This window comes from Paenibacillus sp. TSM33, assembly GCF_056099025.1.
In genome coordinates this window covers 336,345-349,769 of record NZ_JBLZXB010000023.1, presented here as the reverse complement: position 1 = coordinate 349,769, position 13,425 = coordinate 336,345, and the positions used below count along the sequence as shown (strand labels likewise).

The 13,425-nt window shown below is 45.0% G+C and carries 15 protein-coding genes; 6 read left to right on the top strand and 9 right to left on the bottom strand.

The window, feature by feature from the left end; all coding sequences use genetic code 11:
* Positions 1-153: 153 nt before the first annotated feature.
* On the bottom strand, positions 154-495 hold the full coding sequence (locus ACN6NF_RS24905; protein ID WP_019689027.1) for a DUF3243 domain-containing protein: 342 nt from the start codon (positions 493-495) through the stop codon (positions 154-156).
* Positions 496-610: 115 nt separating this feature from the next.
* Entirely contained in the window at positions 611-1,525 is a 915-nt protein-coding gene (locus ACN6NF_RS24900; protein ID WP_474320190.1) for a phosphatidate cytidylyltransferase, read from the bottom strand.
* A gap of 97 nt (positions 1,526-1,622) precedes the next feature.
* On the opposite strand from ACN6NF_RS24900, the gene ACN6NF_RS24895 reads away from it, so the two are divergent.
* A complete protein-coding gene (locus ACN6NF_RS24895; protein WP_064962829.1) occupies positions 1,623-2,165 on the top strand; it encodes a hypothetical protein in 543 nt (180 codons plus the stop codon).
* Positions 2,166-2,179: 14 nt separating this feature from the next.
* On the opposite strand, the gene ACN6NF_RS24890 is transcribed toward ACN6NF_RS24895, so the two are convergent.
* On the bottom strand, positions 2,180-3,073 hold the full coding sequence (locus tag ACN6NF_RS24890) for a diacylglycerol/lipid kinase family protein (protein ID WP_474320188.1): 894 nt from the start codon (positions 3,071-3,073) through the stop codon (positions 2,180-2,182).
* 146 nt (positions 3,074-3,219) lie between these two features.
* Here ACN6NF_RS24890 and ACN6NF_RS24885 point away from each other — a divergent pair, with 146 nt between their 5' ends.
* The gene (locus ACN6NF_RS24885) at positions 3,220-4,086 is read left to right on the top strand and encodes an SDR family oxidoreductase (RefSeq protein WP_474320187.1); all 867 of its coding nucleotides are present in this window, start codon (positions 3,220-3,222) and stop codon (positions 4,084-4,086) included.
* Between the two features lie 154 nt (positions 4,087-4,240).
* The gene (locus ACN6NF_RS24880; protein ID WP_474320185.1) at positions 4,241-4,582 is read left to right on the top strand and encodes a zinc ribbon domain-containing protein YjdM; all 342 of its coding nucleotides are present in this window, start codon (positions 4,241-4,243) and stop codon (positions 4,580-4,582) included.
* A gap of 120 nt (positions 4,583-4,702) precedes the next feature.
* Here the strand turns inward: ACN6NF_RS24880 and ACN6NF_RS24875 are convergent, their stop codons facing one another.
* Positions 4,703-5,458, bottom strand: coding sequence for an AIM24 family protein (locus ACN6NF_RS24875; protein WP_016822536.1), 756 nt, complete (start codon positions 5,456-5,458; stop codon positions 4,703-4,705).
* Positions 5,459-5,710: 252 nt separating this feature from the next.
* Between ACN6NF_RS24875 and ACN6NF_RS24870 the strand changes: the two genes are divergently transcribed.
* On the top strand, positions 5,711-6,763 hold the full coding sequence (locus tag ACN6NF_RS24870) for an LLM class flavin-dependent oxidoreductase (protein WP_474320183.1): 1,053 nt from the start codon (positions 5,711-5,713) through the stop codon (positions 6,761-6,763).
* A 108-nt stretch (positions 6,764-6,871) separates the two neighbouring features.
* Here the strand turns inward: ACN6NF_RS24870 and ACN6NF_RS24865 are convergent, their stop codons facing one another.
* The 4 genes from ACN6NF_RS24865 to ACN6NF_RS24850 all read right to left on the bottom strand — a co-directional run bounded on the left by ACN6NF_RS24865 (position 6,872) and on the right by ACN6NF_RS24850 (position 10,560).
* Positions 6,872-7,381 carry a DUF1036 domain-containing protein gene (locus tag ACN6NF_RS24865; RefSeq protein ID WP_474320181.1) on the bottom strand — a complete coding sequence of 170 codons (510 nt, stop codon included), beginning with the start codon at positions 7,379-7,381 and terminating at the stop codon, positions 6,872-6,874.
* A gap of 81 nt (positions 7,382-7,462) precedes the next feature.
* Positions 7,463-8,971: an aminotransferase class V-fold PLP-dependent enzyme gene (locus ACN6NF_RS24860; protein ID WP_474320180.1), complete on the bottom strand. Its 1,509-nt coding sequence runs from the start codon at positions 8,969-8,971 to the stop codon at positions 7,463-7,465.
* Positions 8,972-9,104: 133 nt separating this feature from the next.
* On the bottom strand, positions 9,105-9,581 hold the full coding sequence (locus ACN6NF_RS24855; RefSeq protein WP_474320178.1) for a DsrE/DsrF/DrsH-like family protein: 477 nt from the start codon (positions 9,579-9,581) through the stop codon (positions 9,105-9,107).
* 115 nt (positions 9,582-9,696) lie between these two features.
* Complete coding sequence (locus ACN6NF_RS24850; RefSeq protein WP_474320176.1) at positions 9,697-10,560, bottom strand: hypothetical protein; 864 nt, start codon at positions 10,558-10,560, stop codon at positions 9,697-9,699.
* A 242-nt stretch (positions 10,561-10,802) separates the two neighbouring features.
* Here ACN6NF_RS24850 and ACN6NF_RS24845 point away from each other — a divergent pair, with 242 nt between their 5' ends.
* Both ACN6NF_RS24845 and ACN6NF_RS24840 read left to right on the top strand, forming a co-directional pair.
* On the top strand, positions 10,803-11,765 hold the full coding sequence (locus tag ACN6NF_RS24845; protein WP_474320175.1) for a radical SAM protein: 963 nt from the start codon (positions 10,803-10,805) through the stop codon (positions 11,763-11,765).
* Positions 11,766-11,929: 164 nt separating this feature from the next.
* Positions 11,930-12,904, top strand: coding sequence for an aldo/keto reductase family protein (locus ACN6NF_RS24840; protein WP_474320174.1), 975 nt, complete (start codon positions 11,930-11,932; stop codon positions 12,902-12,904).
* Between the two features lie 84 nt (positions 12,905-12,988).
* Here ACN6NF_RS24840 and ACN6NF_RS24835 read toward each other — a convergent pair whose 3' ends face one another.
* A complete protein-coding gene (locus ACN6NF_RS24835) occupies positions 12,989-13,372 on the bottom strand; it encodes a hypothetical protein (protein ID WP_474320173.1) in 384 nt (127 codons plus the stop codon).
* Positions 13,373-13,425 lie beyond the last annotated feature (53 nt).

The following is a 13,425-nucleotide window of genomic DNA, read 5'->3' as shown; positions in this document are numbered from 1 at the left end:
AAGAGCTTCCCTAAAGTGATAGCAAGAACAGAACATATTGTAATCACTAGAGGAACGCACTGCAACGATAGTAAACGCAAGAGCAGTCTATCCTCATCCAAGGATAGACTGCTCTTTTATAGTAAAATATTATTCTTCATCAATTAAATATGGCTACGAGGATTGAGCCACGCGTACGAGCATATGAGCAAGCGCGTGCTGCTGCTCTTTGTCCCCTACCTTCCACAATTCCTGAAGAAGCTTCTCCTCGCTATTGCGCGGTTCTTCCTTGGCTGCCAGATAGCCTGCGATCTTCTCAGCTGCTTTTGCCATCACTTCTTCATTTAAGCCGATTTTTTGAGCCATTTCAATTTTGTCGCTCAAATAACTTTTGAATGAATCAAAGCTGCCCAAAATGTCATCCTTTTTGCTGTCGTCTATCCGATTTAATGTGTCATCTATCTTGTTCAGGGCCACTTCGCCTTCCTTATTCACAACATGATTATGCTCTGCCATTTCTAACGCCTCCTCAAGATTGTTTTCTAGGATAAGGACTGCTTCGGTACAGTAGTACTTACCCCGGCTCACGAAAATGAAAACGGTGAGAAGCGAAGTGCAGCAGAGACAATTGCTACATAAAGTCGAAAAAATAACGAATTACGTGAAAAAAGACGGGCGAGGTGTAGGTCAAGCTATCCACCCGGCTTAAGTAGCTTTTTTTCAAAGCATCGAACTTCTCATCATCGCCGATTAATAAATCTCGCTTCAGCACGGAAACCGTTAAGCTCCCGAAGAAACCGCTCAAGCTAATCAACATGCCGAAAATAATCCCAAATTTCAGATCAAACGGCGTCAGGTACGGATAGATTAGATAGGAAGCCGCTATGGTTACGGGAAAAGCGAATGCAAAGCCTTCCCAAGTGATATTGGGATTGGATGTCGGCACGATTTTTTGCTTGCCGAAATAGAGTGATGCCAGATAGTGTGCGACATCATTGAGCTGTGTCAGTACCACTAGAAAAAGTACAAGTTTCGCTCCGTATTGCGGCGTAGCAAACTGAAAATAAGCCAGGTGACTCAGTCCAAAAACCATTAGCATGAGTCCCCATTGGGTTGAGCTGACACTGCGCAAGAAACCAACGGTTCCTTTATTGATCAATCGCGGGAGCGGCAACAGCAAGAATACATAGATAGGGATAAAGACAATAAACATTCCATACCACCCGATATAAATCCAATAAAACTGTACAGGAATCGTCAAGTATGCCCATAAAAACAACCGGCGGTCAGCTTTTCTGGATCTAATCATGGAGAAGTATTCTTTTAGCGCAAAGAAAGTAAGCACCATCAAGGAAAGCAGTGAAACGATCGGATTGAAAAGTGTCGCCAAGCAAAAGATAAAGAACATGCCCCACCAGGTCTTGATGCGAAGTCCAATAGCTGCATAGTCTTTGTTGGGCTGTGTTTTGACTACCACTATATAAATCAGATGGATGATTAATAAGGCTATACAAATGAGGGTTAACGTGAATAACGAACTGTCCATTGCGACTCACCAACTTATAGCGAAATAGGATTCCATGAAGGGGGTCCTATGTTATTATGAAGGAATAATTCAAACTTGATAAGGGGAAATTTCGTAAATGGTAGCTGATCAATCGGTTTTTATCTTGCTTACGAATACCGGAACGTTTCTTACGAGAGTCATTAAAAGCTATACAAGAGCGCCATACAATCACGCCTCCATTTCCTTCAATCGAGAACTTTCGGAGTTATACAGCTTCGGGAGAAAGACCCCCAGCAACCCTCTGGATGGTGGTTTCGTGAAAGAGGATATTAAGACAGGTACATACAGCAGATTTCCCAATACAACATGTGTCATCTACGAGCTTCAAGTAACTAATCGCGAAGTCGAGAAAATGAAGAGAGTTCTACACGTTTTTATCCGAAGCCGACAAAAATATATGTATAACTTACTGGGCTTGATTGGCGTTGCACTCAAAGAACCAGTCGAGTTCAGTAATTCTTATTTTTGTTCGCAATTTGTCGCGGAAATTTTACAGCGATCCGGCATAAAAATATGGAACAAGTTGCCCGCCCTTATTACTCCAGACGATTTTCGGCAAAGTGACCGGTTCCATTTGATCTATGAGGGGAAATTGAGCGAGTATGAGCCTCAAGCCTAAGGATATGCACTATATTACTCACAATCCTCAGGCACAATCACCTCGATATGACGCGGTAGAATACGAACCTCAATAGGCAAAGACGGTCCTTCCTCACCATCTACATTCGTACTGACCGATTCTGCGGAGCTGACACTTACATGCTTTGCGGTAAAGTAAACGACATCTTTATGATCCTTCAGGTTGCCTAAAAATAGGGATATGCTGGCTGTCACCGTGTTCAATAAATTGAGGTTTTGGAAAATAAAGCAGTGAAGCAGGCCATCGTCAACAGCAGCCCCGGGGGCCAGTTTCTCAAATCCGCCAACTGAGTTGGTTAAAGCAGCAAGAAAGAGTGGAGATTCGCCTTCCCAGGTCTTGTCATCGTAGCGGACGATAAGCGGGTGGATAGGGTGGCTGATAAGTTCTTTCATGCCTTCTTTAACGTAGGCAAATGTGCCAAACATAGATTTATCGTCTGACGACACAGCGGATAGCGATTCAGCAAGCGAGCCAGTAGCAACAACATTGGCAAACATTCGACCGTTTAGGAGACCCATATCTACGGCTTTCACGCGAGTAGAAGTGAGTGTACGGATCGCCAGTTCGGGACTTAGCGGAATTTGTAAGGCACGGGCAAAATCATTGACGGTCCCAAGAGGGATGACCCCCAGTTTTGGACGATGGTCTTGATCCATGAAACCGTTAATAGTTTCGTGAAGCGTGCCATCTCCACCGAGGGAAACGACTAGATCATAAGTTTCCTGACATGCAGTGACGCAAAAACGGGTGGCATCGAGTTCTTGTGCCGTCTCTTCGACAGTAACAGCGTATCCTTGCTCACGTAGAATTTCTTCTACGTTTCTGACATGTTGGAGGGAGTCCTCTTTGCCGGAAGAGGGATTTACAATGACCATAGCTTTCTTCATACACATATTCCTCTCTTTGGGGAAAGTCTGGGTTACCAGGTTACCAACCTTTACCCGAAAAGCATACCTTTAGACTCTAATTTAGACATGTATCATATTTTTAGTTACTATATAAAAGTAAACAAAATCTGAATGGAGGATTTCGCATGAAAATCGCATTAACAGGAGCAACGGGGCAACTGGGTTCCATTGTGGTAGATACATTGCTTGCATCCGTCCCGGCACAAGATCTTATTGTTAGCGTAAGAAATCCGGAAAAAGCAGAGGGGTTACGTAATCGTGGCGTTGACGTTCGTCATGGCGATTTTGATAAGCCGGAAACGCTCGATCAGGCATTTGCTGGTGTAGACCGACTATTGATTATATCCGCAGATGGAGATAATGATACTAGAATTTGTCAGCATAAAGCGGCTGTTGATGCTGCTGTGCGTGCGGGAGTGGGCTTCATTGCGTATACCAGTGCTGCCAATGCCGCTGACAGCACTCTATTCCTTGCACCCGTACATCGTATTACGGAGGAGTTCATTCGCGAGTCGGGTATTCCTTACTCCTTCTTGCGTAATAATTGGTATCTTGAGAATGAAGCAGGCACGATCCAATCCGTACTCGCGGGAGCTCCATGGCTAACTTCAGCAGGGTCCGGTAAAGTAGGTTGGGCTGCCCGCGCTGATTACGCGCAAGCGGCTGCAGCCGTGTTGTCTGGCGAAGGGCATGAGAATACCATATACGAGCTTTCCGGTAAGCCGATTACCCAAGAAGAGTTGGCAGCCATACTTGCTGAGGTCCTGGGTAAAGACGTTCCTGTACAGCAAGTGGACGATGCTGCGTATGCCGAGATTATGCTCGGTGCGGGAGTACCGGAAGGTGCCATCCCTATTGTGGTAGGCATTCAACAGGCGATTCGTGAAGGAGCCTTGGATGTCGTAAGTAACGATTTCGAGAAGCTGTTGAAGCGTCCCCTGACGCCGCTTAGCCAAGGAATGAGTGAACTGGTCAAGCATATCCAAGCATAATAACCGTACTGTCAAAAACGGATGCTGCCTAGGAAGGTTAGCATCCGTTTAGTTACATTTATAAGTGGAACCGCGACTGATTATCCAATATACTTGTAGGGAACCCCAAGGTAGGCTTGGAATAGAAATAAAAATGAATGGAGTACATAATACCATGTCTAATTTGCCAAATTGTCCGGAGTGTAATTCAGAGTACACTTATGAGGACCGCAGTCTGTTCATTTGCCCGGAATGCGCTCATGAGTGGTCTGCCGAGTCAGAATCCGTAAGCAGTGAAGACGTTAGAGTCGTCAAAGATGCGAATGGTAACATTCTAAAGGACGGTGACTCTGTCACTGTCATCAAAGACCTTAAAGTGAAGGGAAGCTCTTCCGTCTTGAAAATCGGCACTAAAGTAAAAAACATCCGTTTGGTAGAAGGCGATCACGATATTGATTGCAAAATCGATGGTTTTGGAGCAATGAAGCTAAAATCGGAGTTTGTCAAAAAGAATTAGAGTATATAGTAGAAAAACTGTTCAGTTCCAATGAGGATAAAAAAAGGAGAAGCCGAGGCTTCTCCCTTTTTATTAGCATTTGGCATCATGGGGCCTCCATTGCTCATGCCCACATAGATGTCATAGTGGTGCTAGCCATACCGTTCCTGTTCCCCTGTATACATTAACCAGCCCTTCGCCGGAAGCGGCCGAGCCCATTTTGGTTTTCCCCGATTTTTCGACGGTGAACTGCAGGGTGTTGGACCACATAAGGGCAAAGTTGCCATCCACCTTAAGCACATCATTTTGCAATTCTATAACGACCGCTTCATCAGAAGGGATCGGCGCTTGAAGTGCTAGCACTCCTTTTCCACGGGCGCTTAAATTAAATAACCCTTCTCCGCCCAGTGCAGCAGAGGAAAGATTACTGCGTGCAACGACGGATATGTCCAGCGTGGTGTCACAAGCTAAAAACAAGCCGTCTTCGATGGCGATGTCATCATTATCGACATCAATAAGCCAAATATATTGATAGGTAGGCTCCAGCATAATAGTACCCGTGCCTTTATAGTGCGGTTTAATGGCACCTGTCCCCGTTACAGCACCGGACACCAAGTTTCGCATTAGGCCTCCGACGCCTTTTACACCGGTAGTCATTTCCATACTGCCTACAGTGTATTGCATGGCACCTGCCCTCATCATAATCTCACTATTGTTGATTTCGATCATGAGTTGCTTGCGGCGCATGTTACTTTTGCTCATATAGTAATTGTCTTTCGCAGCCGCAACCGAGGTGCAGCTCAAATCTGTTATGTATTCCAGTACTGTAAATCCACCTAATTGGTCAGTGATGGCAACATTGCTGTTATCCTTTAAATTATTAATAACAAAAGCCATAAATGTATGCGCCTCCTTGTTGTTTTCATGGTGTGGGGATAGCAATTTTATTTATTCCATACCATAATTCGACAAAGAGACTGCTTTTCCTGCGCGGATCTCGGCACTTCTCTCGCCTAATTTTCAGACTCAAAAAAGGAGAGCTTGAAAAAGGATTAAAAAAAGTTCAATATAAAGATATCGGTTTTTAAAATGATTTTCTTTCGAAAGCAGCCGAATGAGAACGAAACATGAGAATAGGGGGTAGGACAAGTGGAGATAGGTATAAGCACGTTTGTAGAAACAACACCGGATCCCCAAACCGGTGAGGTCATCAGTCATGCACAACGAATACGTGAAGTGGTCGAGGAAATTGTGCTGGCTGATCAGGTAGGGCTGGATGTGTACGGCGTGGGGGAGCATCATCGTAAAGATTATGCGGCATCTGCTCCAGCGGTTATACTGGCTGCTGCGGCGGCACAGACCCAGCGAATTCGCCTAACTAGTGCGGTTACGGTGCTTTCATCGGATGATCCGGTGCGTGTGTTTCAGGATTTTGCTACGCTGGACGGTATTTCGAATGGACGAGCTGAGATTATGGCAGGCCGAGGTTCTTTTATCGAATCGTTCCCGTTGTTTGGATATGACCTGGATAACTACGATGAGTTGTTTGATGAAAAGCTGGAGCTGTTATTGAAAATACGTGAATCTGAGAAAGTGACCTGGAAAGGCGGACATCGGCCCGCAATCAACCATTTGGGCGTGTACCCGCGTCCGGTGCAAAATCCTTTGCCTGTATGGATTGGGAGTGGAGGCAATCAGGAATCTGTGGTTCGCGCGGGCTTGCTTGGATTACCTTTAGTGCTTGCTATTATTGGAGGCAGCCCTATGCAGTTTGCACCCTTGGTGGAGTTGTACAAAAAGGCAGCTAAGCACGCAGGACATGATGCATCGCTGCTTCCAGTTGCATCACACTCGCATGGTTTTATCGCGGAGACCACCGAGCTTGCTGCGGAAAAGTTTTTCCCTTCCACTCAGCAGAGCATGAATGTGCTTGGGCGTGAACGTGGTTGGGGTCCTTATACTCGTTCCAGCTTTGATGCCGCGCGCAGTTTTGAAGGAGCATTGTATGTAGGCGATCCCGATACAGTAGCCAAGAAAATCATTCATCTCCGTAAACAGGTAGGCATTACACGTTTTCTGTTGCACGTGCCTGTCGGCACGATGCCGCATGATGATGTCATGAGAGCTATTGAATTATTGGGAACAGAGGTAGCGCCACGGGTGCGTGAAGAGATATCCAAGTGGCAATCCGAGAGCAAATAAGTGGGTTGACCTCAGCATAGAGAAAAGACAAAGGAGCAGACCATGTAAGGAGGTCGCTCCTTTTTTGGTTCTAAATAATCTGTACAGGTGAGCCGATCAGATCATTGTTTATTTGGTCCGTTTTTTATGTGTGACGCGTTTCTGTAATTGAGGCTTTCCTTGTTTTAGTCTCTTAGGTTTTGCAGGAACTCTGCGCAAGATAGGTTTCTCTTGAGTTGCTTTGGAAGGCAGCGTCATACGAAGTGTGGTTGATGCAGGTTTTCTTTGACCGCTGCTCGTTATAAAGTCGATAGTATAGTTCAAGACGAACGGGCTAACCGCAATTCTCCGAAATCCCACGTTTCTACAAGTGGTACAGCCTGTATCCCAGCACCAATCGAAGGCATTCTCAGGAACTTGAGTGAAGTATGAACCTTGCCATGTACGTCCAAAATCATCCTCGGCGTAATAGAAAAACGTATTACCTCCAGCGAAACCGCTCCATACTTGAATAGTTTGACCGGGGTTCACGCGATACCAGCCTGCTTTAGAGTAGTTAACAGGAGTACAGCTAAAGTCCGGATAGGCAAAAACTACAAAGATAGCCGCATTGGTGCTGTTGCGAAAATTGAGACCCATTGTCGCCCCTTCTTTCCTCATATAGTAATCTTACAGTGTAGCTTATGAGTATTTTGAAAGAAGGAAACGGACAAGAGTCTCTTAATTGCTAAAGTTGAACCATTTGCTGATGTCTATTTTGTAATGTTCATTCATAGATCGCCATTCGTTTGATTCCGGCTGATAGGTATAATCTTTTTGCCAGGTTATGATGTTTTCCACGATAGCCCGTATGGAAGAGACAATATAGGAGACTTCCTGATTGGTCATCATGGGATGAAGCGACAGACGCACCCAGCCCGGCTTTCGAGATAAGTCTCCCGCATGAATTAGGTCTGTCATTTGCTTAGATGCTTGCTGGTCGATGCCCAGCAAATAATGTCCATAGGGGCCTGCACATGAACAGCCGCCTCGGACCTGAATGCCAAATCGATCATTTAGTAGTTTTACAAACAGGTTATAGTGAATATGACCGACAACGAAAGAAACGATTCCCAGCCGATCTTGACTGTTTCCTCCTAAAGTATGCAGGCCTGGTACGGTGCCCAAGCCTTTTAGCAATAAAGAGGTCAGCTCCCTTTTACGCTCCAACATGCGGCTGTGTCCCATCTGTTCCTTCAGCTGAATACAGAGCGCGGTTCGAACAGCCTGTAGAAAAGGAGGGGTTCCTCCATCCTCGCGAGCTTCAATACTATCTTTATACTTGTATCCACCCCAAGGATTAGTCCAACTTACCGTGCCGCCCCCGGGTTGATCGGGAGCACAATGGAAACACAGCCGCGAATCCATAATGAGCACGCCGCTTGTACCGGGGCCACCCAGAAATTTGTGAGGAGAAAATACGATCCCATCTAGTTTCTCAAGGGGATCAGTAGGGTGCATGTCGATCTCCGCATAAGGTGCGCTTGCCGAAAAATCAACGAAACATACGCCACCATGTTCATGCATTTTGCGGGATAGTTGGTGAATTGGCACTTCGAACCCTGTAACATTGGAGCAGGCGGTAAAAGCGCCAATCTTGATACGGCGATGCTGAAATTGAAGCAGCAGTTGTTCGAGATGAGCTGGATCGACCATTCCTCCAGGGCCCGGAGGGAGACACACAACGTCTCCAATAGTTTCTGCCCAGGAAATATGATTAGAATGATGCTCCATGTGTGTAACAAAAATAACGGGGCGGTCTTTTTCGGCGATAGGATAGAGGGGCTTTAACTTTTCGTGTATTTTTAATCCTAATAGTCGCTGAAGCTTATTCACCGCACCTGTCATCCCAGACCCGGCGAATAGAATGATATCATGTTCATTGGCATGAACGTGGTTCTTAATGATTTGTTTTGCTTTTTCATAGGCTTGGGTCATCAGAGTACCTGTCAAATTAGACTCCGTATGCGTGTTCGCCACAAATGGACCTAATTCATGAACTATTTTCGACTCGATGGGGCCATACAGACGACCGCTGGCTGCCCAATCCGCATAAATCAGCTTTTTAAGCCCATATGGAGATTCAAAGGTCTGGTGATAACCAATTGTATTTTCGCGATACTTTTGGAAATGAGCCTCATTAGAAGGCTGATACCTACAGTTACTACTTCCGATTCGAGCCATGAGCATACGGCGCCTCCCAAGTCGTTCTATTTTCTTAGGGTACGTAGGGAGGCTGGAATAGGTTAAAAAAAATAGGCGAATGTCATCATTTAGTCAAAATAAAAAGCCTCATCCAATAAGGATAAGGCATGAGTATATATTAGATAAAAAGCTGCATATCCGACTCAAGCGCATCCTTTAGATACGTTTTGGCCTCGATAATTTCCAGTTCAGGGATGAATTCTTCTGGTTTAAAACCCATAATATCCACTGATAGCTTGCAGGCATAAAATTTGACGTTTTTCTTCCGGGCTCCCTTCAGGAAATGGATCAGCTTCGGTGCCTCATGGTCTTCCAGCATTTCCGTCAGCATCAGTTTGCCCAGACCGCTAAAATTCATATGAGACAGCGGCATGGCTTCAGGCCCTTTGGGAGTCATCAAATCCATAAGTTTCTCGTAAATGGTCTTGTCCTCAAGAGTCATTTTATCGGGATCACGAACCAATGATAATCCCCAGAACGCAAAAAACATCGTAACCTCGACATCCAGCTCCCGAGCTGTATTGGCCAAAATCAGTCCGGCCATTGCTTTATCATAATCGCCGCTGAACATCAGCAGATTCATCCTTTTGTCCACGATCTTCCGCCTCCATTACCAACAGATATATTCAGTATGGATTTGGAAAGGAGAACTATGCCCAGTTCACATATTGATCACAATTTATGATCCGGCACTTATACTTAGTTAAGCATCAATATTCTACCTTAAGGGAGTAAAACTGACCTTTGGAATTAAAGTCTCCACTCAGCTCAGGTGAATGATCTTTTTCAAAAGTGACTCTGCCGTGCATTTGCGTATTCTTAATCACTTTATATCCGATCAGATCAACGTTTAGCAGTTCTTTAGCCTGTTTTTGGGCCAGTTCCAGAATTTGATCTTCTGAGAATGATTTCAGTTTTTGCTCTACTTTATCGACTTCTGCTTTGTCTTTTCCGAAAAGCTTGTCTGCGAGAATTCTGGTATTGATCGACATCACTTGATTGGAGCCCTTTTCGACCTGAATCCAAACAGGGCTTTCCTTATCACCGTTTTGGAACATAAATTCAAAAACCTTTTTATTTCCCTTCGCAATCAGGGAGATGTGCTTCAGGTTTCCTTTGGTTACTCCGTCAAGAGCTCCAAACACGCCTTCTGCCGCTTTCAGAGCTGTCTTGTCTGCCTTGCTCGTGTCAACGTCTTCTACGGTATGATCTAACTTGTTATTTTTAATCATGAATGTGCGATTACCTACTTCGACATGGGCATCCGTGATATTCCCATTTTTATCGGTAGAAACTTGATCAAATCCTTGCCCTTTAACACTTAATTCGATTTCATTTCCTGAAGCTTGCTTGTAAACGAGCTCTAGTTTCTTACCTGTAATCTCCTGTAATTTCTTTTGAGCATTTTTAATAACTGTACTGTCTGATGGTGTAGATGCCTTTACAGTAGATGAGCTTGTGGTAGTGCTCTTGACAGAAGAACTTGCTGCATAGACATGAGTCGGTATTACCGGAAGAGCGCCGATGATTCCTGCAAGTGCTGCTGTAGAGATTACTTTGTACAATTTTTTCATTTCTTTAAAAATCCTCCTCATTAGTACTATTATTTGCACATTATGGAGACGGAATAAGTTTCCTTTTTGTTGCACTAATTTGGATATTTTTTGGGGATATTCAATACCACATGTCAATATGTGATGAGAATAGACTCTAAAACTCCTGCCGTTACCAATGTCATATCTACAAACCCCTCCCATTCTGTATAATCTCAAGGGAATTCAAGACACAAGCCTGAGATCGGGAGGATTATAAGAAATTGAGTATAGAGAACAAATATAAAGCACTTGAACTGGAAAAGCCGGGCATCTACGAGCTGGAGGGACTGGAAGTCGGGGTCACCTCTAATTGCAACTTCAAGTGTGATTACTGCTGTGCGTATCAGCGGAACGACGGGCAATGCATCAGCAGTAAAGAGGTCAAAAGTATTATTGATGATATTCCAACGTTAAAACGTGTGCGACTTTCCGGGGGTGAAGTAACCCTGAAGTATGAGGATTGTCTGGACATCGTGGCTCACTGTACGAGCAAGGGAATCGCTACCCAGCTCAATACCAATGCCAGTTTGCTCAGCCCTGAACGAATTGAGAAGCTGCGTGACGCGGGACTTTCCAACATTCATATCTCCTTTAACTTTACGGATGCCGATAAATATGCACAGTATTATCATGTTCACCCTCGCATGTATGAGAAAATCGTTCAAAATATTCGGTTGTGTACCGAAGCCAAGCTGGAAACGGTGTTGGAAACTTTGCTATTTGCAGAGACACAGAACAACATGCCAGCGATCAGTGAAAAAGTATACGAACTCGGTGTGCGCATCCACGAAATCCAAAACAGCATTGTGATGGATCATACGAATTGGAACGCGATCTCCACCAAGGAAGCACTTATCCGTTCCGTTCATGACCTGATTGCACATAAAAAAGACGATACTGTGCTGTACTTTACCTGTATGGACCGTTTTGCTGAGGCGCTGGGCTTCAAGGAGCAGCCGGGAGTATATTTTTCCAACTGTGTTGATGGTAAGAAGCAGCTTCATCTTCACGGGAACGGGGATATCCTGATCTGTGAACTCTGTCATCCTGTGGTCATCGGTAATATTTATAACGGAACGTCCTTAAAGGATATCTACAAGAATAAGCCGAAGCAGCTTCAGGAATTTCTCGATAAACTGCCTTGTCCTGCATATGATGCGCTTTTCCCTAAAGGAAGCATGTAGGCGTGATTTGAGATAATGAGGCGATAAGCATCTACTATCCTAATTGTAGGGTGGTAGATGTCCTTCATGTAACTCCAAGAGTCCTTTATTATTTGTTTTAATGAAAGGGTTTTCATGTTAAAATATATAAAAAATGCGAGCTTTTTATGAAAGAAGGAGTAGGTGTGAGATATAGAAATGTAGGCAATAGCGGTCTTAAAATTAGTGAAATCGGACTGGGGAGCTGGTTAACGTACGGTACGGCCGCCGAACAGGAAGCAGCTCATACCTGTATTGCCAAAGCTTTTGAACTTGGAATCAATTTCTTTGATACCGCAAACGCGTACAACCGTGGAGAAGGCGAGAAGGCTATGGGAGCCGCTTTGAAGCCTTACCGAAGAGAGAGCTATGTACTTTCTACCAAGGTTTTCTTTCCTATGGATTCTGGTCCCAATGACAGAGGGCTGTCACGCAAGCACATTATGGAACAATGTGAGGCGAGTCTGAAACGCCTCGGCACAGATTATATCGACATGTACTTCTGCCATCGTTATGATCCAGACACTCCGTTGGAAGAGACACTGCGGGCGCTAGATGACCTTCAGGCTCAAGGCAAGATCCTGTATGCTGCGGTCAGTGAATGGAGTGCTGCCCAGCTCACGGATGCCTATGGCATTGGAAAAAGGCTGAATCTGCGCCCGCTGATTGCCAATCAGCCGATCTATAATATGTTCGAGCGTTATATCGAGCATGAAGTACTTCCCGTATCCGGCCAGGTAGGCATCGGCCAAATTGTATTTTCACCTCTGGCCCAAGGCATCCTCACAGGTAAATACAAGCCGGGGCAGCCTATACCGACGGGTAGTCGCGGGGCAGATGCCTCTGTCAATAATGTCATCAGCAGTTATATGAACGATACTGTTCTAAACTGCGTTCAGGAGCTGGATCAGCTGGCGAAGGACTTGGGTATCACCTTGTCACAACTCGCGCTTGCCTGGATTCTGAGAGAACCGGGGATCAGCGCTGCACTGATTGGGGCTACTAAACCGGCACAAATCGAAGAAAATGTGAAGGCAGTCGAGGTAACCTTGCAACCGGAGACCTGCGCGGAAATTGAGCAGATTCTGAAGCAAGCAGAGGGGTTTGAGCCTTTGCGCTAAGCATTCACACGAGTCTCCCTAGAGGGAAGCCATCAATAACAAAGTCTCGCTCTTCCTGTCCGTAACAGAGAAGGGCGAGACTTTTTAACTGGCATCAAGCATGGCATAGAGGCCTGAAACCACACTAAATGCAATTCCGCTCACTAAAACAAGGATTTGCTTCTTACTGAGATCCAGCGGATCAAAAAAGATGGGCAACAGCCATTTTAGGGTGATAACAGCCCATAAGCCCTCCAGTAACCCTAGAATCAATACCTTTTGCCCCCAATGAAGCTTCATTTGCGGTGTTAGCGGACCTTCCAGAATCAGGTCACCTGAAGTATGAATATTCCAAGAAACGATAACTACGAATATCACAAGCGTTAATAGTGTTGACATAATATAAGTGATGTCTTTTTTAGCCTTGTTCGTAAGCTTCGGTGATTTTTTAAACTCAGGCAAGCCAATCAGGAAAAAAACGATTCCCATAAAAATAGCCACGCCTATAAAGGAACCAAGTATAATATTCGCTATGATGCCGA

What these genes read in the sequence shown, in the direction of transcription:
- ACN6NF_RS24905 (WP_019689027.1), bottom strand. Translation starts at nt 495, where the DNA reads ATGGCAGAGCATAATCATGTTGTGAATAAGGAAGGCGAAGTGGCCCTG.
- ACN6NF_RS24900 (WP_474320190.1), bottom strand. Translation starts at nt 1,525, where the DNA reads ATGGACAGTTCGTTATTCACGTTAACCCTCATTTGTATAGCCTTATTA.
- ACN6NF_RS24895 (WP_064962829.1), top strand. Translation starts at nt 1,623, where the DNA reads ATGGTAGCTGATCAATCGGTTTTTATCTTGCTTACGAATACCGGAACG.
- ACN6NF_RS24890 (WP_474320188.1), bottom strand. Translation starts at nt 3,073, where the DNA reads ATGAAGAAAGCTATGGTCATTGTAAATCCCTCTTCCGGCAAAGAGGAC.
- ACN6NF_RS24885 (WP_474320187.1), top strand. Translation starts at nt 3,220, where the DNA reads ATGAAAATCGCATTAACAGGAGCAACGGGGCAACTGGGTTCCATTGTG.
- ACN6NF_RS24880 (WP_474320185.1), top strand. Translation starts at nt 4,241, where the DNA reads ATGTCTAATTTGCCAAATTGTCCGGAGTGTAATTCAGAGTACACTTAT.
- ACN6NF_RS24875 (WP_016822536.1), bottom strand. Translation starts at nt 5,458, where the DNA reads ATGGCTTTTGTTATTAATAATTTAAAGGATAACAGCAATGTTGCCATC.
- ACN6NF_RS24865 (WP_474320181.1), bottom strand. Translation starts at nt 7,381, where the DNA reads ATGGGTCTCAATTTTCGCAACAGCACCAATGCGGCTATCTTTGTAGTT.
- ACN6NF_RS24860 (WP_474320180.1), bottom strand. Translation starts at nt 8,971, where the DNA reads ATGCTCATGGCTCGAATCGGAAGTAGTAACTGTAGGTATCAGCCTTCT.
- ACN6NF_RS24850 (WP_474320176.1), bottom strand. Translation starts at nt 10,560, where the DNA reads ATGAAAAAATTGTACAAAGTAATCTCTACAGCAGCACTTGCAGGAATC.
- ACN6NF_RS24835 (WP_474320173.1), bottom strand. Translation starts at nt 13,372, where the DNA reads ATGGGAATCGTTTTTTTCCTGATTGGCTTGCCTGAGTTTAAAAAATCA.